We start from the raw sequence: 22,515 nt of genomic DNA on the forward strand, positions 1-22,515 counted from the left end.
TTATTGCCTAGTTGCACGCGAACCTCAAATAGTCCATTAGTACCTTCTATGTATTTTAGATATGTCGTTGGGATTCGGTCTATCTGCTCGATAATATCTAGCACTTTGATGATTTTATCGCGAACCTTCTGTGGTTGTTTCTTGAAAAAATCATCAAAATATTCTTTATATGTTATGACTTCTCTTACTTTCATTTTACAAAGGTAACTTATAAATTACATAAAAGCAATTTTAGGCTACTTTTTCTTTAATTTTTCTCATCATTTTATCCATTATCTCTTCAGAACATTTTGCCAACTCATAGAGAGTGACTGTATTCAGGAAATCCCTATCTTTGTCTTTCGAAGAAACCAAAGAAATAATGGATATGAAAAGAATGATTTTCAGTTTCTCCTTTTTACTGTATGTAGCAGGAGCGTATGCGCAGATAACATTGGAAGAATGTCAGCGGAAGACGCAGGACAATTATCCGCTGGTACATCAGTATGGTTTAGTGGAGAAGACAAAGGAATATAATCTGGAAAATGCAGCCAAGGGATATTTACCTCAATTTGCTCTTTCGGCTAAGGCCTCTTATCAAAGTGATGTCACAGAAATTCCGGTAAAACTTCCCGGAGTAGATTTAAAAGGATTGCCCAAAGACCAATATCAGGTCATGTTGGAGTTGCAACAGAAGATATGGGACGGGGGAGGAATCCGTATGCAGAAGAAGCAGACGATTGCAGAGGCTGAAGTGGAGAAAGAAAAACTGAATGTAGATATGTATGCGCTGAATGACCGTGTGAATGATCTTTATTTTGGAATTCTCCTGCTGGACGAGCAAATCAAACAGAATACATTGTTACAAGATGAGTTAGAGAGAAATTATCGTCAGATTACTGCTTATGTGGAAAATGGAATAGCCAATCAAGCTGATTTGGATGCAGTGAAAGTGGAGCAGTTGAATACAAAACAGAAAAGAATTGATTTAGTATCATCACGGGCAGCTTATTTGAAAATGCTTTCGCTGTTGGTAGGAGAAGCACTGTCTCCGGAGACGGTGCTGGAGAAACCTGTACCTCAAAGTACGGTTTCGGCTGTCAGTGAGATTCGTCGGCCGGAGTTGGCTTTGTTTGATGCACAGGGAGCCGGACTGCAAGTGCAGGAGAAGGCTTTGAATGTGCGTCATCTTCCGCAGTTCGGACTGTTTGTACAGGGGGCATACGGAAATCCCGGATTGAATATGCTGAAGAATGAATTCTCTCCTTATTATATGGCAGGTGTCCGGCTTTCATGGAATTTCGGTAGTCTGTATACTTTGAAAAATGACCGTCGGGTGATCGAGAAGAAAAGGCAGCAACTGGATAATAACCGGGATGTATTCCTTTTCAATACAAGACTGGAAATGACGCAGCAGGATCAGGCTATCCATTCTTTGGAGAAGCAAATGCGGGATGATGATGAAATAATCCGGTTGCGTACAAATATCCGTAAAGCTGCCGAAGCAAAGGTGGCAAATGGAACATTGACCGTGACTGAAATGTTACGTGAACTGACTAATGAGAGCTTGGCGCGTCAGTCGAAAACTATGCATGAGATTCAACGGTTAATGGGAATTTATCAATTGAAATATACAATAAATGATTAATATAACTTCTCCGGATATGAAAAGAATAACAAAAATAGGAATGTGGGGGATAACGCTGATGATGTTATCTGCCTGTGAAAATGGAACACCTGATTATGACGCAACCGGTACATTTGAAGCTACGGAAGTAATAGTGTCCGCCGAGGCTGCCTGAAAATTGCTACGACTGGAAGTAGAAGAGGGAACAAAGCTGAAAGCGGGTGAGGAGATCGGGTTGGTAGATACGGTACAATTGTATTTAAAGAAACTGCAATTGGAAGCCAGTATGAAATCGGTAGAAAACCAGCGTCCTGATCTTGCCAAACAGATTGCCGCTACCAAACAGCAAATTGTCACGGCAGAGCGTGAGAGGAAACGGGTGGAAAACTTGCTTGCTGCAGGTGCGGCCAATCAAAAACAACTGGATGATTGGGACGCGCAAGTCAAATTACTCGAACGGCAGCTCGTTGCACAGGAATCATCGTTGCGTAATAGTACGAATAGCCTTACAGAACAAGGCAATTCGGTTGCTATACAGGTAGCGCAAGTGGAGGATCAGTTAGCTAAATGTCATGTTCAGTCACCTATCGCAGGTACAGTATTGGCTAAATATGCGGAAGCCGGTGAATTGGCGGCTATCGGCAAGCCTTTATTTAAGGTGGGCGAAGTGGATCGTATGTATTTGAGGGCTTACATCACTTCCGAACAGTTATCAAAAGTGAAACTGGGAGATCAAGTGACTGTGTATGCTGACTATGGCAACTCGGAGCAGAAAGCTTATCCGGGGGAAGTGACTTGGATTTCCGATCGTTCGGAATTCACTCCAAAAACAATTTTGACGAAGAATGAACGTGCTAATCTGGTATATGCAGTGAAGATTGCGGTGAAGAATGACGGAGCGTTGAAGATTGGTATGTATGGCGGAGTAAAATTAAAGAATGAAGATTAAAAATTAAAGTCAGGGAGATGGAGAAGGATGTACCCATAGTGGTTGTGAAAGAAGTCGGCAAGAGCTATGGAACGGTGGAAGCGCTGAAAGAGGTTTCTTTTGTGGTAGAACGGGGAGAGATCTTTGGGCTGATAGGTCCTGACGGTGCCGGTAAGAGTACCTTATTCCGTATTCTGACTACTTTGCTGCTGGCAGATAAGGGAACGGCCACGATTGGCGGACTGGATGTGGCAACAGAATATAAACAGATTCGTACGAAGGTTGGATATATGCCCGGTCGTTTTTCACTTTACCAGGATCTTTCAGTAGAGGAGAATCTGGAGTTTTTCGCTACCGTATTCCATACGACTGTTCAGGAGAACTATGATTTAATTAAAGATATCTATCAGCAGATAGAACCGTTCAGGAAAAGAAGGGCAGGGGCTTTGTCGGGTGGTATGAAGCAGAAACTGGCATTGAGTTGCGCTTTGATTCATAAACCGGATATTTTATTCCTGGATGAACCCACTACCGGAGTGGATCCTGTGTCGCGCAAGGAATTTTGGCAAATGCTTCGTAACTTGCGGGAACAGGGTATTACTATTGTTGTTTCTACTCCCATCATGGATGAAGCCCGGCAATGTGACCGGATTGCTTTTATCAATCATGGAAAGATTCATGGCATTGATACCCCCGAGCGTATTCTTCAGCAATTTGCATCCATCCTTTGTCCTCCTTCTTTGGAACGGGAGGAGGTGAGACATGAAACCGCTCCGGTCATTGAAGTGGAGCAGTTGGCAAAGTGTTTTGGTAATTTTACAGCGGTAGATCATATCTCCTTTCAGGTGAACCGGGGAGAGATATTTGGCTTCCTGGGTGCTAACGGTGCCGGAAAGACTACAGCCATGCGCATGCTTTGTGGATTGAGCAAACCGACATCAGGCATAGGAAAGGTGGCAGGATATGATATTTTCCGGGAAGCTGAACAAGTAAAGAAGCATATCGGCTATATGAGCCAGAAATTTTCGCTGTATGAAGATTTGAAAGTGTGGGAGAATATCCGTCTGTTTGCCGGGATTTATGGGATGAAAGAGCAAGAAATAGAGCGGAAGACAGAAGAATTGTTGGATCGCCTGGGGCTTGCTGACGAGCGGGATACTTTGGTGAAGAGCCTTCCGGTGGGGTGGAAGCAGAAATTAGCTTTTTCAGTTTCAATCTTCCACGAGCCGAGAATTGTTTTTCTGGATGAGCCGACGGGTGGAGTAGATCCCGCTACGAGAAGGCAGTTCTGGGAATTGATTTATCAGGCAGCCGACCAGGGAATCACCATATTTGTCACTACCCATTATATGGATGAAGCGGAATATTGTAACCGGATATCTATCATGGTGGACGGTCAGATTAAAGCTCTTGATACACCTGCCCGTCTGAAGCAACAATTCGGTGCAGAAACGATGGATGATGTTTTTCAGCAATTAGCCCGCGGTGCGGTGCGCAAAGCAGATTGATTATGAGACAGTTTATAGCTTTTGTAAAGAAGGAATTTTATCATATTTTCCGTGACCGGCGAACCATGCTGATTTTGTTGGGGATGCCGGTTGTACAAATTATACTATTCGGTTTTGCCATCAGTACAGAGGTGAAAAATGTCCGGTTGGCGGTACTCGATCCTTCTAATGATGTGGTGACACGAAAGATTATTGATCGTTTGGACGCCAGTGAATATTTCACTGTTACCACGCGTTTTCATTCGCCCCAGGAAATGGAAGCTGCTTTTCTGAAGAATAAGGTTGATATGGCGATTGTTTTTAGCGAACGTTTTATAGATGATCTCTATACGGGTGATGCTCGTGTGCAGCTGGTAGTAGATGCGACAGATCCGAATATGTCGACTTCGCAGGTTAATTATGCAACGGGAATTGTTTCTATGGTAGGTCAGGAAATGATGCCGCCCAATATGTCGGCTGCCCGTTTAACGTCGGATATAAAACTGTTGTATAACCCGCAAATGAAGAGTGCTTATAACTTTGTTCCGGGGGTAATGGGGTTGATCTTGATGCTGATTTGCGCTATGATGACCTCGATTTCCATCGTTCGTGAAAAAGAGACGGGGACCATGGAGGTATTACTGGTTTCGCCTGTGAAGCCACTATTTATTATTTTGGCAAAGGCTGTGCCTTATTTTGTGTTGTCGTTTGTCAATCTGATAACAATTCTTTTACTTTCGGTCTTTGTGCTGGATGTTCCGGTAGTAGGAAGTTTGTTCTGGTTGATAACCGTCTCTTTGTTGTTTATCTTCGTATCCTTGGCGTTGGGTTTATTGATTTCATCAGTCACGCGTACACAGGTTGCAGCCATGCTGGTTTCCGGTTTGATGTTGATGATGCCCACGATGCTTTTATCGGGGATGATTTTCCCTATTGAGAGTATGCCGTTGATACTTCAGTGGATTTCGGATATACTTCCGGCACGTTGGTATATTCAGGCTGTGCGAAAGTTGATGATTGAAGGAGTACCTGTTGTATTGGTATATAAGGAGATTGGCATCTTATTATTAATGGCGACGGTACTTATTACGATCAGTATCAAGAAATTCAAGTATAGATTGGAGTAGATAAGAATAATATGTTAATGTGCCAATTGGCTGTGTTATACTACATGGCATTGACATATAAGCATATCAGCAAATTGAAGAATTATTTATGATAAAGTTTCTGATAGAAAAAGAGTTTAAACAATTGCTTCGCAATTCGTTTCTTCCGAAATTGATTCTTGTATTTCCATGCATGATTATGCTATTGATGCCTTGGGCGGTAAATCTGGAAATCAAGAATATACAGCTGAATATTGTGGATAATGACCATTCGGCTATTTCACAACGTTTAGTGAATAAGATTGCTGCCTCCACTTACTTTCGTTTGGTAGAAGTACCGGCCTCGTATGAAGAAGGTCTTCGAAACATTGAAATTGGAACGGCTGATATTGTGATGGAAATTCCAAGGCATTTGGAACGGGATTGGATGAATGGAGAGGATGCTCATGTATTGATAGCGGCCAATGCCGTGAATGGAACGAAAGGTGGTCTGGGCAGTTCTTATTTGTCTTCTATCATTAATGATTATGCAGCCGAACTACGTTCGGAACATCCCGAAGCAGCTACCGTTTCCGGCGCTTTCCCCTCCATACAGGTTGATATGCAGGGATTGTTTAATCCGAATCTGAACTATAAGCTCTATATGATTCCGGCATTGATGGTCATGTTGTTGACTTTGATTTGTGGTTTTTTGCCTGCGTTGAATGTGGTTAGCGAGAAGGAAGTGGGGACAATAGAGCAAATCAATGTGACTCCGGTTCCGAAGTTTGTCTTTATTCTGGCAAAGCTCTTGCCTTATTGGCTGATTGGTTTTCTGGTGCTGACGGTGTGTTTCATATTAGCCTGGTTAATTTATGGCATAGTACCTGTCGGGCATTTTCTGTTGATTTACTTTTTCGCGGTTCTTTTTGTTCTGGTGATGTCCGGCTTCGGACTAGTCATTTCCAACTATTCAGCAACGATGCAGCAATCAATGTTTGTTATGTGGTTCTGTTTGTTGGTGGTGATTTTGATGAGCGGTTTGTTTACCCCCATTAGCAGCATGCCGGAATGGGCACAAATAATAACGATATTCAATCCTTTGAAGTATTTTATGGAGGTGATGCGAATGATATATCTGAAGGGGAGTGGTTTCTTTGATTTGCTGCCGCAGTTCGGAATATTGTTGCTTTTTGCAGTCGTGTTTAATAGTTGGGCGGTAATTAGCTATCGGAAGAACAACTGAAGATAATAAGGGGGCAGTCCGAAAACCCTGTGGGTATGTTATGTTAATAAGGCGGCATTGCCTGCAAAGACAATAAAAAAACAGCTCGTTTCCCTTTAAGGGAGAGAGCTGTTTTTGATCCTTTTCATCACCGTCTCCGGTGAATAGTAAGTGGTTACTGTATTACTTTATTTCGATTTGTCTATTTGGCTTCTTCACTTCTTCTTCAGAGAGTTTCGGAAGTTCGATATTTAGAACGCCATGTTCTACAGATGCAGCAATTTTCTCTTTGTCTACATTATCCGGTAGAATCATTGTTTGCTGGAACTTAGAGTATGAGAATTCGCGACGCAGATAGCGACCGTCTTTCTTTTCCTCCTTGTTTTCTGTCTTCTTCTCCATGCTGATAACGAGGTTATTGTCTTCATCAATGCGAACATTGAAATCATCCTTCGTCATACCCGGAGCAGCCAATTCCACTTTGTATTCTTTTTCTGTTTCCAAAACATTAATTGCAGGTGCAGTAGCATTTGCTTTTACCATCCAATCGTTATCAAAGAAATCATTAAAGATACTTGGTAACCAACTTTGAGTTCTTCTAACAGGCATCATAATTTTAGTCTCCTATCTTTAAGTTAAACATTCAGTTAATTATTCTTGAACTTCGGTATTTTCACTTCTGATGGTACCGGTTGTCCCGGTTTCCATCGTCTGCTCTCGAACCGTTGTTCGCTTCTATAAGTGCAAACCTTATGCCAAGTGATTTTTGAGACTAAAATTGTCTATTTGTCATTATAATAATGCCAATTTTGCAATAATGATGACAAAATGTATTCTATTTTTATTTATTTTATATAAGATAGATATTAATTTGATAATATGTCTATTTCTTCTCGATTAGTTTGAATCTCATTCTTAATGTTTGCCTTTCTTCGTCATAGTCATAGCTAATGATTTTGAAAGTTCCCATTTCAGAAGTATTTGATACATGCAATCCGATACAGGCACAGGCGTCATAATCTCCAATGCGGACAATGCGAAGGGTAGGACTTGCGTCAGCAGGTAGTTTGCTTAAATCTACTATGTCTTTGGCCTGTTCATGTGTCATATACTCAACAGTCACAGGTAGGTTTTGACTAATTGCTTCATTTACTATCTCTTCAATGGATTGGATCTGTTCCGCTGTCGGACATGAAGAAAGTATATAGTCGCATTTGCTCTTTTTTCTTTCGATGTGGGCATTGCGAGAACGCGGGCAGCCAAAGGTTTTTACCATGGTTGCATTGAGTAAATGCTCTGCTGTATGCATAGGAGGATACTCCTGCTTGTTGTGGTCGTTGAGTTGAATTTGTTGTTCCATAAATTATTTCAATAACTTTTTATTTTTGATATCTTCTAGTATGCTCATTTGTTGAATTGCTATTTGATTTAATTTGATAAGTCTGTCTTTGGGTGTCAAACCTTCATTTATGAAAACGGCATTTAAATTTTCCATGTTTGATAAGCAGATAAGTTCATTGATTGAGGCATAATCACGAATATTACCTTTTAAATTAGGGTGTGTATCACGCCATTCTAAGGCTGTCATTCCAAACATAGCTACATTAAGGATATCAGCTTCGCTGGCATAAATCATGGATGCTTGCTGTGGGGTGATTTCTTGAGGGATAAGATGCTGCTTGATTGCATCAGTATGAATATGATAATTAATTTTAGATAGTTCTCGCTTCGCTGACCAACCAATTTGAGCTTGCTCTTGCTCTTTGAGACGTTGGAATTCTTTTACTATATATAACTCAAATTCAACAGAAATCCAACTTGCAAATTTGAAAGCAATATCTTTGTGAGCAAAAGTGCCGCCATATCTTCCGGATTTGGATATGAGTCCAATAGCACAGGTCGTTTCTATCCATTTTTGAGGAGAAAGAGTGAATGCATTTAAACCTGCTTCTTTTCTAAACCCCTCGAATTCGAGGGGTTTAAAATGGGGGTTATATAATATTTCCCATAATCCTAGATATTCAATAGTCATTCTATTACGTAGCCAGTTGGCAATAACAGTATTAGCATCTGTTGTCTTGTATTTAGCTATGTCGGTTAAAGAAATATAATCTGTATCGTTGATCTTTAAGATAGTAACGTCTGTGGTCTGAACTGTAATCTTTGCCATATTCTGATTTTTCAGTAAAGGTAAAGTTATATTTGGGAATAAAGAAATGTATATCACTTTTTATTCAAGGTATGTTAAACTCACTTCTAATATATAGGCATAAAAAAAGGAGCAACGCCTTGCTCCAACCTTTGTTAACCTTAAATCTAATACTATGAAAAACACATTGCAAAGATACGGACTCCTGGGAAATTAGCAAATAATCCAAGTAAAATAGCATGTTATATAACATAGATTAAGAAAAACATCTTTCGTCTTAACGGTTATTCGATATTTTGGGCGTCTATGTATGGAGTTTTTTCTATCTTTGTGCAAAATATCATATTACTAATACTTAATATAAACATGGATAAAAGAAGATTAAGCCAATGGATGTTATTGGCTGTTGTTTGCTTGAGTTTCTCAATAGGAGAAAGCTATGCACAGAAAAATGATTTTGGAAATTTAGCTCGTTATTCAAAACAAAATGCTGCACTTCCAAAGGCGACGAAGAAAGACAAACGAGTTATTTTTATGGGAAATTCCATTACGGAGGGCTGGGTACGTACTCATCCGGACTTTTTCAAATCAAACGGTTATATCGGCCGTGGAATCAGTGGGCAGACTTCTTACCAATTCTTGTTGCGTTTTCGGGAAGATGTGATTAATCTTTCTCCTGCTTTAGTGGTGATTAATGCCGGAACCAATGATGTCGCCGAAAATACACAAACTTATAATGAAGATTATACATTTGGAAACATCGTTTCTATGACAGAATTGGCAAAAGCAAATAAGATAAAAGTGATTCTGACTTCCGTATTGCCTGCCGCTGCATTTAAATGGAGAATGGAAATAAAAGATGTTCCACAGAAAATTAAATCTTTAAATGATCGGATAGAGGCTTATGCAAAAGCTAATAAAATTCCGTTTGTTAATTATTATAAGGCAATGGTGGATGAAAATCAGGCCTTGAATCCCCAATATACTAAAGATGGAGTTCATCCGACAGGCGAGGGGTATGATATTATGGAGCCATTGATAAAAGCTGCTATTGAGAAAGCACTCTAAGGTTTATTGATGTAAATTTTGAAATATAAATGCTGTCTGATAATCAAGTTAGGCAGCATTTATTGTGAATGTGCACTTCTAATGGATATAGTTGTTGAAAAGGTTTTAGATGACGTATAGACATAAAAAAAGGAGCAACGCCTTGCTCCAACCTTTGTTAACCTTAAATCTAATACTATGAAAAACACAGTGCAAAGATACGGAGTTTTGGCAACTTTGCAAATTATAAGCTGCTAATTGGTGTTTTTATAACACTAATTAATAGATTAAATCCTGTGTTACAGGTTTGTTAAGAGTTTTATCCCTTGGCAATTCTCATGTAATATATGAAGAGGGGGAGTTTTTACCCCCATTTCTCTTTCATCAAATCTTCCAGTTTCAACAACTCGTCACGGTATTGTGCAGCTTCAATAAATTCGAGTTTCTTGGCTGCTTCCTGCATCAGTTTGCGAGTACGTTCGATACTCTTTTCCATTTGCGCTTTACTCATATACTGCACTACCGGATCTGCTGCAATGTTCGGAGTAGAAGGTTCTACATAAGCATGTCTTTCTTTTAGCAGTTCATCCGCCTCTTTTGCATTACCGAATACCGACAAGTTTCTGGCCTTTTTAATCTGTTGAGGAGTAATTCCGTTTGCTTCATTGTATGCCAACTGTTTTTCCCGGCGGCGATTGGTTTCGTCAATCGTCAGTTTCATGCTATCCGTCATCCTATCCGCATACATGATTACCTTGCCGTTTACATTACGGGCAGCACGTCCTGCGGTTTGCGTCAGTGAACGGTGGGAGCGGAGGAATCCTTCTTTGTCGGCATCAAGAATAGCAACGAGCGACACTTCCGGAAGATCGAGTCCTTCACGGAGCAGGTTGACTCCGATAAGCACATCATAGATTCCTTGCCGGAGATCATCCATAATCTTCACACGTTCCAATGTATCGACATCACTATGGATATAGTTACATCTTACATTATTATTAAGAAGATACTCTGCCAGTTCTTCTGCCATTCGTTTGGTTAGTGTGGTGACGAGTACGCGTTCTTCCTTTTCAATGCGGAGCTGGATTTCTTCCATTAAGTCGTCAATCTGATTAAGGCTCGGGCGCACTTCGATGACAGGATCAAGCAGTCCCGTAGGACGAATCACCTGCTCTACGACGATACCTTCAGACTGAATCAATTCATAATCTGCCGGTGTGGCACTGACATAAATTACCTGTTTCGCCATTTCCTGAAACTCTTCGAATTTCAATGGACGGTTGTCCATAGCCGCAGGCAATCGGAAACCATATTCCACCAGATTGATTTTACGTGCACGGTCTCCTCCGTACATCGCACGGATTTGGGGTACACTTACGTGGCTTTCGTCAATGACAATCAGAAAATCATCCGGAAAGAAATCGAGCAGACAATAAGGACGGGTACCGGCAGCACGACCGTCGAAATAACGGGAATAATTCTCAATTCCGGAGCAATGCCCTAACTCCCGGATCATTTCCATATCGTAAGTCACCCGTTCATATAGTCGTTTGGCTTCATATTCTTTACCGATAGACTCGAAGAATGCCACTTGTTTGGTTAGGTCATCTTCTATTTCGTGGATAGCACGGAGAGTAGCCTCTTTGGTCGTCATAAACAAATTGGCCGGATAAATCTTATAGGCGTCGAATGGAGCAATGGTGACTCCTGTAATCGGGTCTACTTCTTCTATACCATCAATCTCATCTCCCCAGAAGGTGACACGGAGCAGATTGTCGGTATAAGCCAGATAGATATCCACGGTGTCACCTTTAACGCGGAAATTACCACGGTTCAGGTCGATGTCATTGCGGACATACAAGCTGTCTACCAGACGACGTAAAAAGACATTGCGGTCCATCATCCGTCCCCGTTCTATTTCAATGACATTTTTGTAGAAGTCCGAAGGATTTCCCATACCGTAGATACAAGAAACGGAAGAAACCACTACCACGTCTTTTCGTCCGGAGAGTAGGGCAGAAGTGGCTGCGAGTCGAAGCTTGTCGATTTCGTCATTGATGGCAAGATCTTTCTCTATATAAGTATCACTGCTCGGGAGATAGGCCTCCGGCTGATAATAGTCATAGTAAGAAACGTAATATTCTACCGCATTATTGGGGAAGAAACCTTTAAACTCACTATAAAGCTGGGCAGCCAATGTCTTGTTATGGCTCAAAATCAACGTAGGTTTGTTGATATTGGCGATCACATTGGCAATGGTAAATGTTTTTCCCGATCCGGTCACTCCCAGTAAAGTCTGTGCGGGAACTCCCTGAAGTACCCCTTCAGTCAGTTGTGCTATCGCTTCCGGCTGATCCCCGGTAGGTTTGTAAGCTGATGTTAGTTCATAATTCATAGTTAAATCCTAAAAAGTGGAGCAATATTCGGTAAAATAATCGAGATAACAAATCATTTTTCCAAATAAATCCTTTACTTTGCAACATATTAATATCAAAAAACAGATTCATACAACTAGTAATACCAGAAACACATGATTTGGAATGAGAGCATTGAGTGTATGGACCGCGAAAGTCTTCGCAAGATTCAAAGCATACGACTCAAGAAAATTGTAGATTACGTCTATCACAACACTCCTTTCTATCGAAAGAAGATGCAGGAAATGGGAATAACCCCCGATGATATCAATAGTATCGATGATATTGTAAAACTGCCGTTTACCACGAAACATGATTTAAGAGATAATTATCCGTTCGGGCTTTGTGCCGTGCCGATGAGCCAGATTGTACGTATTCATGCCTCTTCCGGAACGACCGGAAAGCCGACGGTTGTCGGATATACCCGTAAGGACTTGGCCTCTTGGGCGGAATGTATATCACGTGCTTTTACCGCTTACGGAGCGGGCCGTTCTGATATTTTTCAGGTATCATACGGATACGGACTGTTTACGGGCGGACTGGGAGCACATGCCGGAGCCGAGAATATTGGTGCTTCTGTTATTCCGATGTCCAGTGGCAACACTGAAAAACAGATTACCTTGATGCATGATTTCGGATCGACAGTGCTTTGTTGCACCCCTTCTTATGCGCTCTACCTGGCAGATGCAATCAAAGATTCCGGTTTGCCACGTGAAGAATTTCAACTGAAAGTCGGTGCGTTCGGTGCGGAACCCTGGACGGAAAATATGCGTCATGAAATTGAAGAGAAACTGGGAATCAAAGCATACGATATTTATGGGTTGAGTGAAATTGCCGGACCGGGTGTCGGTTACGAGTGCGAATGTCAGAACGGCACTCACTTGAATGAAGACCATTATTTCCCGGAAATTATCGATCCGAATACTTTGCAACCGGTTGAACCGGGACAAACGGGCGAACTGGTGTTTACCCACCTCACCAAAGAGGGTATGCCATTGCTCCGTTACCGTACGCGTGATTTGACTGCCTTGCATCATGATAAATGTTCTTGCGGTCGTACATTAGTACGTATGGATCGTATTTTGGGACGCAGTGATGATATGATGATTATCCGTGGTGTAAACGTATTCCCGACACAGATTGAATCCGTTATCCTTGAAATGGCAGAATTTGAACCGCATTATTTGTTGATAGTGGGTCGTGAAAATAATACCGATACGATGGAGCTCCAGGTTGAAGTACGTCCGGAATTCTATTCTGATGAGATCAACAAAATGCTGGCTTTGAAGAAAAAGCTGGGAGGACGTTTGCAAAGCGTACTTGGATTGGGAGTCAACGTGAAACTGGTAGAGCCTCGCAGCATTGAGCGTAGCGTAGGTAAAGCAAAACGTGTGATTGATAATAGAAAAATATAAATAAGTATTAGGTATTAAGTATTAAGTATTAACCATGCGGGTGATCTTGGAACTACGGTAATACTTGTTGCCTAATACCTAATGCTTGTTACTTAATACTTATTACTTATTACTTAATACTTTAATAAATATGGTAGCAAAACAACTTTCTATCTTTTTGGAAAATAAGTCAGGCCGTTTGACGGAAGTGACTGAAGTGCTGGCGAAAGAAAATATCAATCTTTCTGCTTTGTGCATTGCCGAAAATGCTGATTTTGGTATTTTGCGTGGAATAGTATCTGATCCGGATAAAGCATACAAAGCTTTAAAAGATAATCATTTTGCAGTGAATGTGACTGATGTAGTAGGTATAAGCTGTCCCAATATACCGGGTGCTTTGGCAAAAGTGCTGGGATATTTATCAGACGAGGGTGTATTTATTGAATATATGTATTCGTTTGCCAATAACAATATTGCAAATGTGGTAATTCGCCCCAGCAATCTGGATAAATGTATCGAGGTACTGAAAGAAAAGAAAGTCGATCTGCTGGCTGCAAGTGATTTGTATAAGCTGTAGATATAGCAGTAAACGATAAACAGGGAACGGTAAATAGCTGCGTTGTCTTTGAATGGGATAACACATTTGTTTGCCGTTTTTTTGCTATAAAAAATAGTGACGCTATCCGATGTGGATAGTGACGGTATACTTCACCGATACCGTCACTATCCCGGGCATATACCGTCACTATTTTTTTTCTGCCTTATAACAAGTTTTTTTCTGTCTTATAACAAGGAATCTGACGTTTGTTCGTCAGGTTTATGTCAATCATGATTTCTGTGTGATTCGTTTATTACCTGCCGTTTACAGTTTGGCGTTTGCAATTCGACGTCATTTTCTCTCCTTTTGTCGATGTTTAACGCCTTTTATGTATTAAAAAACACAGATTAATTGCTAAATTCCCAGCGAATAAGTAACTTTGCGCATTATTTTTAAATAGGATGAAGAAAAATATCATTATAACTTTGCTTGCGGCGGCTACTCTGACATCATGTGGAGAGTACAATAAATTGCTGAAAAGCACCGATTACGAATACAAGTACGAAGCCGCTAAAAACTATTTTGCGAAGGGACAGTATAATCGTTCAGCTACGTTGCTGAATGAGTTGATAACCATTCTGAAAGGAACCGATAAAGCGGAAGAGTCTTTGTATATGTTGGGAATGAGTTATTATAATCAGAAAGATTATCAGACAGCTGCCCAGACATTTATCACCTATTTCAATACGTATCCCCGTGGCACTTTTACCGAACTGGCACGTTTTCATGCAGGTAAAGCTTTATTCCTGGATACCCCGGAACCACGTTTGGATCAATCAAGCACTTATCAGGCTATCCAGCAGTTGCAGATGTTCATGGAGTATTTCCCGAACAGCACAAAGAAGCAGGAAGCACAGGATATGATTTTTGCTTTGCAGGATAAGCTGGTTTTGAAAGAACTTTATTCTGCAAGATTATATTATAATCTGGGTAATTATTTAGGCAATAACTATGAGTCTTGTGTAATCACAGCTCAAAATGCACTGAAAGATTATCCTTATACTGACTATCGTGAAGAACTTTCTATCTTGATTCTGCGTGCAAGACACGAAATGGCTATCTATAGTGTAGAAGACAAGAAGATGGATCGTTATCGCGAAACAGTGGACGAATATTATGCTTTCAAGAATGAATTTCCTGAAAGTAAATATTTGAAAGAAGCCGAGAAAATATTCAATGAATCACAGAAAGTAATTAAAGACTAAATTTAAATAGATTTATGGACTACAAAAAAACGAATGCTCCTGCTACAACAGTAACCCGTGACATGATGGAACTCTGTGCTGATACAGGTAATGTTTATGAAACTGTTGCCATTATTGGCAAGCGTGCTAATCAGATCAGTGTAGAAATCAAAAACGATCTTTCAAAGAAATTGGCAGAGTTTGCCTCTTACAATGACAACTTGGAAGAAGTGTTTGAAAATAGAGAGCAAATCGAAATTTCTCGTTATTATGAGAAATTGCCGAAACCGGACTTGATTGCTACGCAAGAATACATCGAAGGGAAAATATATTATAGAAATCCGGCTAAGGAGAAAGAAAAACTTCAGTAATTTATTTTCTGACGAAGAATTTGATAGTCAAGTAGTAAGTGGGATGATTATCCCTACTCCTTATTGCTTGGCTATTATTGTTTAACTCAACTACTTTAGAATACTTATGATTCAACGAATTCAAACTGTTTATTTATTGATTGTTGCAGGATTACTGATTACAGCTATGTGTATGCCGATAGGTTACTTCATTGATACAATGGGCGAACATCCTTTTAAGGCATTAGGATTGGAAATAAACGACGCTTTTCAGTCTACATGGGGGTTATTCGGGATTCTGATGCTTAGTACTATCGTTGCCGTGGCTACCATTTTTTTATATAAGAACCGTATGTTGCAGATTCGCATGACGATTTTCAATAGCTTGTTGTTGGTCGGTTATTACATTGCTGCCCTTGCTTTTTATTTTGCGTTGAAGAATGATGCAAATATGTTCCGGGTAGGTTGGGCATTGTGTTTACCACTTATTTCCATCATTCTGAATATATTGGCTGTTCGTGCTATTGGACGCGATGAGGTGATGGTAAAGGCTGCGGATAGATTGAGATAAGACTTTTCCCTATATCTGGGTAATTCGTTAATATGATTAATGAAAAGCATCGCTTTATAAGAGTTAAAGCGGTGCTTTTTGCTCTCTAAAGCTATGCTTTTTGCTCTCTAAAGCTATGCTTTAGCATCCCTAAAACGGTGCATTTACTGAATATCCCTGTTTTAAAGATACAAATAAGGCAACTAATTCATTGCGAGTTAGTTGCCTTATTTATTTAAAGAGTATCCCTAAAGCGATGCTTTGTAGATATTCAAGCTCCTTCTCTCGAAAGGGAGGAGGGAGAGGATTTTATTTCTTCAAGTCAAATAGGTACGTGAGCTTTATGGTAATTGTTCCATGCGCTGCACGGGCGAAATAGTCTTTCTTTGTGGTGCTGTAAAAGTCGGACAGCGCAAAATAGTAACGGCCTTCAACGATGAAGCTGCCGGCTTTCTTTGTTCGGAGTTCTACACCGCCGCCACCGGCAATACCGTAGTCGAATTTATTCTGAATCTTAACTCCGTATACGGCTTTCTGTGTATTGGATAAGGTGTTCATATCAATACCTTTTATTGTTTCCGATTCGCTTATCAGAAAGCTGATTTGAGGACCTGCATGAACAAAGAATTGTAATCCTCTGTCTCGTCCGAAAGCAAGATGGGCTAGAAAAGGAATATCAATATAGGTCATTTTGCGGGTATAAGTTTTGCTCGGATCCTTCGAGGTGACTTCATATCCGTTATCGTCCAATGATACCGTTTCAAACAATTGGTCCCAACCCCTTTGTGATACATTCAATTCGACTTGTGCACCACAAATCATGGCAAAATACTTCTCGGATATATAACGTGCCGTCAACCCTCCGGTAATTCCCATCAAGCTATTTTGCTTGATGCTGGGAGTGAAAGAAACACTGTTTAAGTTGACACCTCCATTGACACCTACTGATAAATTGCTGCGTGCTTCTCCAATTTGGGCAGTGGCAGGAAGAGCAAATCCCGTAAGTAGGAGTGTTGCAATCAAAAATGGTTTTATCTTTATCATTTTCGTATTATTCGAAGTCAAGTTTTACTAATTCAAAATTCTTAGTGAAACGTATGAAGAACACTTTTTTATTAATAAATCCTCCCCAGTTGTTCACGCGCTGGAATTTGAATCCTGTCTGGATTGGCGTCAGGTTCATCTTAGGCAGATTGTTTTCCAATTCCGAGCCATAGAGCGATAATCCCTTCAAGAAGAAGAAACCGGTGTCGAAGCCAAGCATTGCGTAATTGGGGTATTTGCTTGCCAAATCTTTACTATACCATTTATGATAAGCGTTGGTGAATTGCACGGCTGCCGGGAACAATGTATTCGTATAGAATGAAGAGTAGAAATATACATCCAACTCAAAGAAATTTTCCAGATGATCTCTGGTGTAAGTCTGCCATTCCGGGTAGCCGAACAGGTGAATTTTTTCTGCAGGATTCTCTCTGACTAACAACGTTAGTTGAGGAAGTACCTTAATCAGTAAAACATTACTGCCCGATGTCGGGATAAAAATGTTTTCTTTATCACTGCGAAGTGTTGCTTTCAATGTTTCTTTAGTTGCGCTTTCGCTGACGGTTCTCATAGGAATTCCTTTGCTCTTCAACTCTTGTTTCAAGCCGCTGATAAATTCTGCTTTCTCCTTGTCAGCACTCGACGGTTCGATGAAAATAACGTTCGCATTAGGGAATTGGCGGGTGAAATGCTCATAAACCTCTGAATATAAATAAGATTGAGGCGTATTAATCTGATAAATAGCAGGATTTTTGAATACCTCTTCTCCTTTTTGAGAGAAAGGGATCACCAGGCGTATATCGTTCTTCTCCGCGAAGTCTGACAATGGTTTTATTTGATTCTGATGCATCGGACCGATGATGATATTCATACTCTTCATCTCGTTTTTGGCAAGAATCGTATTTAATGTAGAAATGTCTTTTCCACTGTCATATACATATAAATCAAGAGAAACGCCCGTACGTTTCAGACTGTCTACTGCCATCAGGAAACCTTCGTAATATTCCACCATGCGTTTGTCTTCCTGGAAAGGCAACAACAAGGCAGCCTTAATAGTAGACAGCTTTTGGGGAGTCTCCTTATTTTTGCGGAAAAGCTCGCTATTGCTGGGAGGAACAGCGTATGGATCTTCCTTCTGTGTAGGTTGTACGGTGGTTGCTGCCGGGTAGGGGATGCAAAGGAATTGTCCCTTTTTCATGCCCTTTTTCAGTTCCGGGTTAGCGTCAATCAACTCCTGCTCGCTGATTCCGTATTCACGGCTCACGCTGAATATAGTCTCTTTGCGCTTTACCTTATGCATATCTTTGCATCTCGGAACGACAGGACCTTGAATAGTCGATTGTTCAGTAGGCGTTTGAACTACGGCGTCAGTTTGTTCTTCTTTTTTCTGCGGAATCAGAATAACTTGTCCGATACGGAAATTCTCGGCACTCAAACCTGGGTTTGCTTCACAAATATCTTTGGCGGACACATTATACATCGTTGTCAGTTTGTACAATGTTTCTCCGGCTTGGATCGTATGGAATGTTTCTCCCTTCTGGCTTTCTTTCCCGGTAGGAATTTTGATAGTTTGTCCGGCGTAGATCTTTTCGTCACAACCAGGATTCAGACGTATGATGTCTGACGTAGTGACATTATACATCTTGGAAATGGAGTATAAGCTTTGTCCTTTTTCGATGGTATGCAAGAAATAAGATTGGTTTTCCTGTGCATAACTGATAGCGTATGAAACGCTTATAAAAAGCAGAAATAAGAATATTCGGTTTATCGGTTTCATCAAATTATAACTATTGGTTCTTGAAATCAAGGAACAAAGGTACAAATAATGCCCTATATCTTCATAAGATTTGAGTTAAGAAAATAATATTGTGCTTTTTTAGGAGCATATTTCGGGCGGAAACATTAATTTTGCAACATTTATGGAAGGATATGAATATGCAGGAAACAGAATATATTAATGTGTACGGTGCGCGCGTGCACAATTTGAAGGACATTGATGCCGAGATTCCCCGTAACAGCTTGACTGTTATCACCGGATTGAGTGGTAGTGGAAAATCTTCTTTAGCCTTCGATACGATTTTTGCCGAAGGACAGCGCCGCTATATCGAAACTTTTTCAGCCTATGCCCGCAATTTCCTGGGCAATCTGGAACGTCCGGATGTCGATAAAATAACAGGCTTGAGCCCGGTTATCTCCATTGAACAGAAAACAACGAATAAAAATCCCCGTTCTACCGTAGGAACAACTACCGAGATCTACGATTATCTCCGTTTGTTGTATGCCCGTGCGGGAATCGCTTATTCGTATCTGTCGGGGGAAGAAATGGTGAAATACACCGAAGAGCAGATTCTGGATTTGATTCTGAAAGATTATAAAGGAAAGAAAATATATCTGCTGGCGCCATTGGTGCGTTCACGTAAAGGACATTATAGAGAACTTTTTGAACAGATACGTAAAAAAGGATATTTATATGTACGAGTAGACGGAGAAGTGCGTGAAATCACGCATGGTATGAAGCTCGACCGTTATAAGAACCACGATGTAGAAGTGGTTATCGATAAATTAGTGGTTGCAGAGAAAGACGACCGGCGCCTGAAACAGAGTGTGGCAACTGCCATGCGTCAGGGAGACGGGCTGATGATGATTTTGGATGCCCAGTCCGAAAGTATCCGGCATTATAGTAAGCGACTCATGTGTCCTGTCACCGGGTTGTCTTATCGTGAACCGGCTCCGCATAATTTCTCATTCAATTCACCGCAAGGAGCGTGTCCGAAGTGTAAAGGGTTGGGAGTAGTCAATCAGATTGACGTGGACAAAGTGATTCCCGATCGTGAACTTTCCATTTACGAAGGTGCGATAGCTCCTTTGGGAAAATATAAGAATGCGATGATTTTCTGGCAAATCGGTGCTTTGCTTGAGAAGTACGATGTAACGTTGAAAACACCGGTTAAGGAGTTGCCGGACGATGCGATTGATGAAGTGTTGTATGGCTCTGACGAACGGATTAAAATCAAGAGTTCGCTGATCGGCACTTCATCCGATTACTTTGTTACCTATGAAGGAGTGGTGAAGTATATTCAGATGTTGCAGGAGAAAGATGCTTCTGCGACAGCGCAGAAATGGGCGGAACAATTTGCCAAAACAACGGTTTGTCCTGAATGTAAAGGGGCTCGCCTGAATAAGGAAGCTCTGCATTTCCGCATCCACGATAAGAATATTAATGAATTGGCAAACATGGACATCAACGAGCTGTATGACTGGTTGATGAAGGTAGATGAGTTCCTTTCCGATAAGCAGAAGAAAATATCAGTGGAGATTCTGAAAGAGATTCGTACACGTTTGAAGTTCCTGCTGGATGTTGGTTTGGATTATCTGGCGTTGAACCGTAGTTCTGTCAGCCTTTCCGGTGGTGAGAGCCAGCGTATCCGTTTGGCTACACAAATTGGTTCTCAATTGGTGAATGTGCTTTATATTCTCGACGAGCCGAGTATCGGTCTGCATCAGCGTGATAATTTACGTCTTATCAACTCCTTGAAAGAACTCCGTGACATGGGAAACTCCGTGATTGTGGTGGAACATGATAAGGATATGATGCTGGCTGCTGACTATGTCATCGATATGGGACCAAAAGCCGGACGTCTCGGTGGAGAGGTTGTTTTTGCAGGAACTCCCCAGGAGATGCTGAAGACCGATACGATGACTTCGCAATACCTGAATGGAAAGATGAAGATAGAAATCCCCGCCAAGCGTAGAAAAGGAAACGGGAAATCTATCTGGCTGAAAGGAGCAAAAGGGAATAACCTGAAGAATGTTGATGTAGAGTTTCCGTTAGGTAAACTAATTTGCGTGACAGGCGTATCAGGAAGCGGAAAATCTACTTTGATTAATGAAACTCTGCAGCCGATTCTATCGCAGAAGTTCTACCGTTCTTTGCAGGATCCTTTGGAATACGATTCGATTGAAGGATTGGAAAACATCGATAAGGTAGTGAATGTCGATCAATCACCTTTGGGACGTACGCCACGTTCCAATCCAGCTACCTATACCGGTGTGTTTTCTGATATTCGTAATCTGTTTGTAGGTCTTCCGGAAGCTAAGATTCGCGGTTACAAGCCGGGGCGTTTCTCCTTTAATGTTTCAGGCGGACGTTGTGAAGCCTGTACAGGAAATGGTTATAAGACAATTGAAATGAATTTCCTTCCTGACGTATATGTGCCTTGTGAAGTATGTCACGGCAAACGTTATAACCGGGAAACACTGGAAGTACGTTTCAAAGGAAAGTCGATTGCCGATGTATTGGATATGACAATCAACCGTGCCGTAGAATTCTTTGAAAACGTTCCGCAAATCTTGAATAAGATAAAAGTATTGCAGGATGTCGGACTCGGATATATAAAGTTGGGACAATCTTCTACCACACTTTCCGGTGGAGAAAGTCAGCGTGTGAAACTGGCAACGGAACTGTCGAAAAGAGATACAGGCAAGACTCTTTATATCCTTGACGAACCGACTACCGGACTTCATTTTGAAGATATCCGTGTGCTGATGGGAGTACTGAATAAGCTTGTGGATAAAGGTAATACAGTTATTGTCATCGAACACAATCTGGATGTGATTAAAATAGCGGATTATATTATCGACATGGGCCCTGAAGGTGGTAAGGGCGGGGGAGAACTCCTTAGTTACGGAACACCAGAAGAGGTTGCGAAGAGCCCTAAGGGATATACACCTAAGTTTCTTCGCGAAGAACTGGGGCTTTAATTTGAAGCATAGAGTGAGGGCGTTCTCCTAATAAAGTCAACTATCCCTAGCTATATTAATTAGGCACGGATTACACGGTTTTTATTTAATTAGAGCCGTGTAATCCGTGCCTTAATAAAAGTCATAGAGGACTTTGTCTCCCACTAATTCTTTATTTATCAGATACAGAAAGTATAAATACAACGAAAATGAAAATCAATAAAACAAATGCCGCACGGCTGTTAGATAAGGCTAAGATAGCCTATGAACTGATTCCCTACGAAGTGGATGAAAACGACTTAAGTGCTGTTCATGTAGCAGCAGATTTAGGAGAAAACATTGAGCAAGTGTTTAAAACTCTTGTCCTGCATGGCGATAAAAGCGGATATTTTGTCTGTATCATTCCGGGAGAACATGAAGTTGACTTGAAACTGGCAGCTAAAGCATCGGGTAATAAGAAGTGTGATTTGATTCCCGTAAAAGAACTTCTGCCACTTACCGGATATATCCGGGGAGGGTGTTCGCCTATCGGCATGAAGAAACATTTTCCTACTTATATTCATGAAACCAGCCGGGAATTTCCGTATATTTATGTAAGTGCCGGGGTACGGGGACTTCAGATAAAAATAGCTCCGGAAGATTTGATTCGTGAATCCAGAGCAGAAATTTGTCGTTTATTTGAGGAGTAGTTTAACAAATCATTGTGCAAAAACTCAA

At 40.9% G+C, this 22,515-nt stretch carries 18 protein-coding genes and 2 pseudogenes; 13 read left to right on the plus strand and 7 right to left on the minus strand.

Going from position 1 to position 22,515, the window contains the following annotated elements:
• A pseudogene (locus tag KFO40_RS15290) lies at positions 1 to 194 on the minus strand (type II toxin-antitoxin system RelE/ParE family toxin); the annotation flags it as partial.
• Between the two features lie 173 nt (positions 195 to 367).
• Here KFO40_RS15290 and KFO40_RS15295 point away from each other — a divergent pair.
• From KFO40_RS15295 to KFO40_RS15315, 5 genes and pseudogenes are all read left to right on the plus strand, one after another.
• A complete protein-coding gene (locus KFO40_RS15295; protein ID WP_141409353.1) occupies positions 368 to 1,627 on the plus strand; it encodes a TolC family protein in 1,260 nt (419 codons plus the stop codon).
• 16 nt (positions 1,628 to 1,643) lie between these two features.
• Positions 1,644 to 2,555 (plus strand): annotated as a pseudogene (locus tag KFO40_RS15300) (HlyD family secretion protein).
• A 17-nt stretch (positions 2,556 to 2,572) separates the two neighbouring features.
• Entirely contained in the window at positions 2,573 to 4,042 is a 1,470-nt protein-coding gene (locus tag KFO40_RS15305; protein ID WP_211146539.1) for an ATP-binding cassette domain-containing protein, read from the plus strand.
• 2 nt (positions 4,043 to 4,044) lie between these two features.
• Positions 4,045 to 5,148: an ABC transporter permease gene (locus tag KFO40_RS15310; protein WP_055234764.1), complete on the plus strand. Its 1,104-nt coding sequence runs from the start codon at positions 4,045 to 4,047 to the stop codon at positions 5,146 to 5,148.
• A gap of 88 nt (positions 5,149 to 5,236) precedes the next feature.
• Entirely contained in the window at positions 5,237 to 6,352 is a 1,116-nt protein-coding gene (locus KFO40_RS15315; RefSeq protein WP_087317737.1) for an ABC transporter permease, read from the plus strand.
• Positions 6,353 to 6,514: 162 nt separating this feature from the next.
• On the opposite strand, the gene KFO40_RS15320 is transcribed toward KFO40_RS15315, so the two are convergent.
• The 3 genes from KFO40_RS15320 to KFO40_RS15330 all read right to left on the minus strand — a co-directional run bounded on the left by KFO40_RS15320 (position 6,515) and on the right by KFO40_RS15330 (position 8,501).
• Entirely contained in the window at positions 6,515 to 6,943 is a 429-nt protein-coding gene (locus tag KFO40_RS15320) for an Hsp20/alpha crystallin family protein (protein WP_004300008.1), read from the minus strand.
• Between the two features lie 271 nt (positions 6,944 to 7,214).
• Complete coding sequence (locus KFO40_RS15325) at positions 7,215 to 7,691, minus strand: hypothetical protein (RefSeq protein ID WP_074705229.1); 477 nt, start codon at positions 7,689 to 7,691, stop codon at positions 7,215 to 7,217.
• A 3-nt stretch (positions 7,692 to 7,694) separates the two neighbouring features.
• Positions 7,695 to 8,501 (minus strand): KilA-N domain-containing protein, encoded by an 807-nt coding sequence (locus KFO40_RS15330; protein ID WP_008022818.1) that lies wholly within the window; start codon positions 8,499 to 8,501, stop codon positions 7,695 to 7,697.
• 345 nt (positions 8,502 to 8,846) lie between these two features.
• Between KFO40_RS15330 and KFO40_RS15335 the strand changes: the two genes are divergently transcribed.
• Positions 8,847 to 9,548, plus strand: coding sequence for an SGNH/GDSL hydrolase family protein (locus KFO40_RS15335; RefSeq protein ID WP_008016251.1), 702 nt, complete (start codon positions 8,847 to 8,849; stop codon positions 9,546 to 9,548).
• A gap of 343 nt (positions 9,549 to 9,891) precedes the next feature.
• Here the strand turns inward: KFO40_RS15335 and uvrB are convergent, their stop codons facing one another.
• On the minus strand, positions 9,892 to 11,922 hold the full coding sequence (gene uvrB / locus KFO40_RS15340; RefSeq protein WP_008643821.1) for an excinuclease ABC subunit UvrB: 2,031 nt from the start codon (positions 11,920 to 11,922) through the stop codon (positions 9,892 to 9,894).
• Positions 11,923 to 12,057: 135 nt separating this feature from the next.
• Here uvrB and KFO40_RS15345 point away from each other — a divergent pair, with 135 nt between their 5' ends.
• The 5 genes from KFO40_RS15345 to KFO40_RS15365 all read left to right on the plus strand — a co-directional run bounded on the left by KFO40_RS15345 (position 12,058) and on the right by KFO40_RS15365 (position 16,038).
• On the plus strand, positions 12,058 to 13,356 hold the full coding sequence (locus KFO40_RS15345; protein WP_008022811.1) for a phenylacetate--CoA ligase family protein: 1,299 nt from the start codon (positions 12,058 to 12,060) through the stop codon (positions 13,354 to 13,356).
• 130 nt (positions 13,357 to 13,486) lie between these two features.
• Positions 13,487 to 13,912, plus strand: a complete 426-nt coding sequence (locus KFO40_RS15350; protein ID WP_008022809.1) for an amino acid-binding protein — start codon at positions 13,487 to 13,489, stop codon at positions 13,910 to 13,912.
• A gap of 422 nt (positions 13,913 to 14,334) precedes the next feature.
• Positions 14,335 to 15,138: an outer membrane protein assembly factor BamD gene (locus tag KFO40_RS15355; protein WP_004312707.1), complete on the plus strand. Its 804-nt coding sequence runs from the start codon at positions 14,335 to 14,337 to the stop codon at positions 15,136 to 15,138.
• A gap of 14 nt (positions 15,139 to 15,152) precedes the next feature.
• Positions 15,153 to 15,488 carry a DNA-directed RNA polymerase subunit omega gene (locus KFO40_RS15360; RefSeq protein ID WP_004299989.1) on the plus strand — a complete coding sequence of 112 codons (336 nt, stop codon included), beginning with the start codon at positions 15,153 to 15,155 and terminating at the stop codon, positions 15,486 to 15,488.
• A 106-nt stretch (positions 15,489 to 15,594) separates the two neighbouring features.
• Positions 15,595 to 16,038 carry a DUF4293 domain-containing protein gene (locus KFO40_RS15365; protein ID WP_004312708.1) on the plus strand — a complete coding sequence of 148 codons (444 nt, stop codon included), beginning with the start codon at positions 15,595 to 15,597 and terminating at the stop codon, positions 16,036 to 16,038.
• A 288-nt stretch (positions 16,039 to 16,326) separates the two neighbouring features.
• Here the strand turns inward: KFO40_RS15365 and KFO40_RS15370 are convergent, their stop codons facing one another.
• Together KFO40_RS15370 and KFO40_RS15375 are read right to left on the minus strand one after the other, a co-directional pair.
• The gene (locus KFO40_RS15370; protein ID WP_004312709.1) at positions 16,327 to 17,061 is read right to left on the minus strand and encodes a porin family protein; all 735 of its coding nucleotides are present in this window, start codon (positions 17,059 to 17,061) and stop codon (positions 16,327 to 16,329) included.
• A 7-nt stretch (positions 17,062 to 17,068) separates the two neighbouring features.
• Positions 17,069 to 18,835, minus strand: coding sequence for a LysM peptidoglycan-binding domain-containing protein (locus tag KFO40_RS15375; protein WP_055234755.1), 1,767 nt, complete (start codon positions 18,833 to 18,835; stop codon positions 17,069 to 17,071).
• A gap of 158 nt (positions 18,836 to 18,993) precedes the next feature.
• Between KFO40_RS15375 and uvrA the strand changes: the two genes are divergently transcribed.
• Together uvrA and ybaK are read left to right on the plus strand one after the other, a co-directional pair.
• Positions 18,994 to 21,819: an excinuclease ABC subunit UvrA gene (gene uvrA, locus KFO40_RS15380; RefSeq protein WP_117809203.1), complete on the plus strand. Its 2,826-nt coding sequence runs from the start codon at positions 18,994 to 18,996 to the stop codon at positions 21,817 to 21,819.
• 188 nt (positions 21,820 to 22,007) lie between these two features.
• The gene (gene ybaK, locus KFO40_RS15385) at positions 22,008 to 22,487 is read left to right on the plus strand and encodes a Cys-tRNA(Pro) deacylase (RefSeq protein ID WP_015530970.1); all 480 of its coding nucleotides are present in this window, start codon (positions 22,008 to 22,010) and stop codon (positions 22,485 to 22,487) included.
• Positions 22,488 to 22,515: the final 28 nt, after the last annotated feature.

It is taken from the genome of Bacteroides sp. 1001302B_160321_D4, assembly GCF_015667765.1.
In the GTDB taxonomy this organism is placed as follows: domain Bacteria; phylum Bacteroidota; class Bacteroidia; order Bacteroidales; family Bacteroidaceae; genus Bacteroides; species Bacteroides xylanisolvens.

Coding starts and splice junctions, on each gene's coding strand:
- KFO40_RS15315 (WP_087317737.1), top strand. CDS start 5,237: ATGATAAAGTTTCTGATAGAAAAAGAGTTTAAACAATTGCTTCGCAAT.
- uvrB (WP_008643821.1), bottom strand. CDS start 11,922: ATGAATTATGAACTAACATCAGCTTACAAACCTACCGGGGATCAGCCG.
- KFO40_RS15320 (WP_004300008.1), bottom strand. CDS start 6,943: ATGATGCCTGTTAGAAGAACTCAAAGTTGGTTACCAAGTATCTTTAAT.
- KFO40_RS15355 (WP_004312707.1), top strand. CDS start 14,335: ATGAAGAAAAATATCATTATAACTTTGCTTGCGGCGGCTACTCTGACA.
- ybaK (WP_015530970.1), top strand. CDS start 22,008: ATGAAAATCAATAAAACAAATGCCGCACGGCTGTTAGATAAGGCTAAG.
- KFO40_RS15365 (WP_004312708.1), top strand. CDS start 15,595: ATGATTCAACGAATTCAAACTGTTTATTTATTGATTGTTGCAGGATTA.
- KFO40_RS15335 (WP_008016251.1), top strand. CDS start 8,847: ATGGATAAAAGAAGATTAAGCCAATGGATGTTATTGGCTGTTGTTTGC.
- KFO40_RS15330 (WP_008022818.1), bottom strand. CDS start 8,501: ATGGCAAAGATTACAGTTCAGACCACAGACGTTACTATCTTAAAGATC.
- KFO40_RS15360 (WP_004299989.1), top strand. CDS start 15,153: ATGGACTACAAAAAAACGAATGCTCCTGCTACAACAGTAACCCGTGAC.
- KFO40_RS15305 (WP_211146539.1), top strand. CDS start 2,573: ATGGAGAAGGATGTACCCATAGTGGTTGTGAAAGAAGTCGGCAAGAGC.
- KFO40_RS15350 (WP_008022809.1), top strand. CDS start 13,487: ATGGTAGCAAAACAACTTTCTATCTTTTTGGAAAATAAGTCAGGCCGT.
- KFO40_RS15345 (WP_008022811.1), top strand. CDS start 12,058: ATGATTTGGAATGAGAGCATTGAGTGTATGGACCGCGAAAGTCTTCGC.
- uvrA (WP_117809203.1), top strand. CDS start 18,994: ATGCAGGAAACAGAATATATTAATGTGTACGGTGCGCGCGTGCACAAT.
- KFO40_RS15310 (WP_055234764.1), top strand. CDS start 4,045: ATGAGACAGTTTATAGCTTTTGTAAAGAAGGAATTTTATCATATTTTC.
- KFO40_RS15325 (WP_074705229.1), bottom strand. CDS start 7,691: ATGGAACAACAAATTCAACTCAACGACCACAACAAGCAGGAGTATCCT.
- KFO40_RS15295 (WP_141409353.1), top strand. CDS start 368: ATGAAAAGAATGATTTTCAGTTTCTCCTTTTTACTGTATGTAGCAGGA.
- KFO40_RS15375 (WP_055234755.1), bottom strand. CDS start 18,835: ATGAAACCGATAAACCGAATATTCTTATTTCTGCTTTTTATAAGCGTT.
- KFO40_RS15370 (WP_004312709.1), bottom strand. CDS start 17,061: ATGATAAAGATAAAACCATTTTTGATTGCAACACTCCTACTTACGGGA.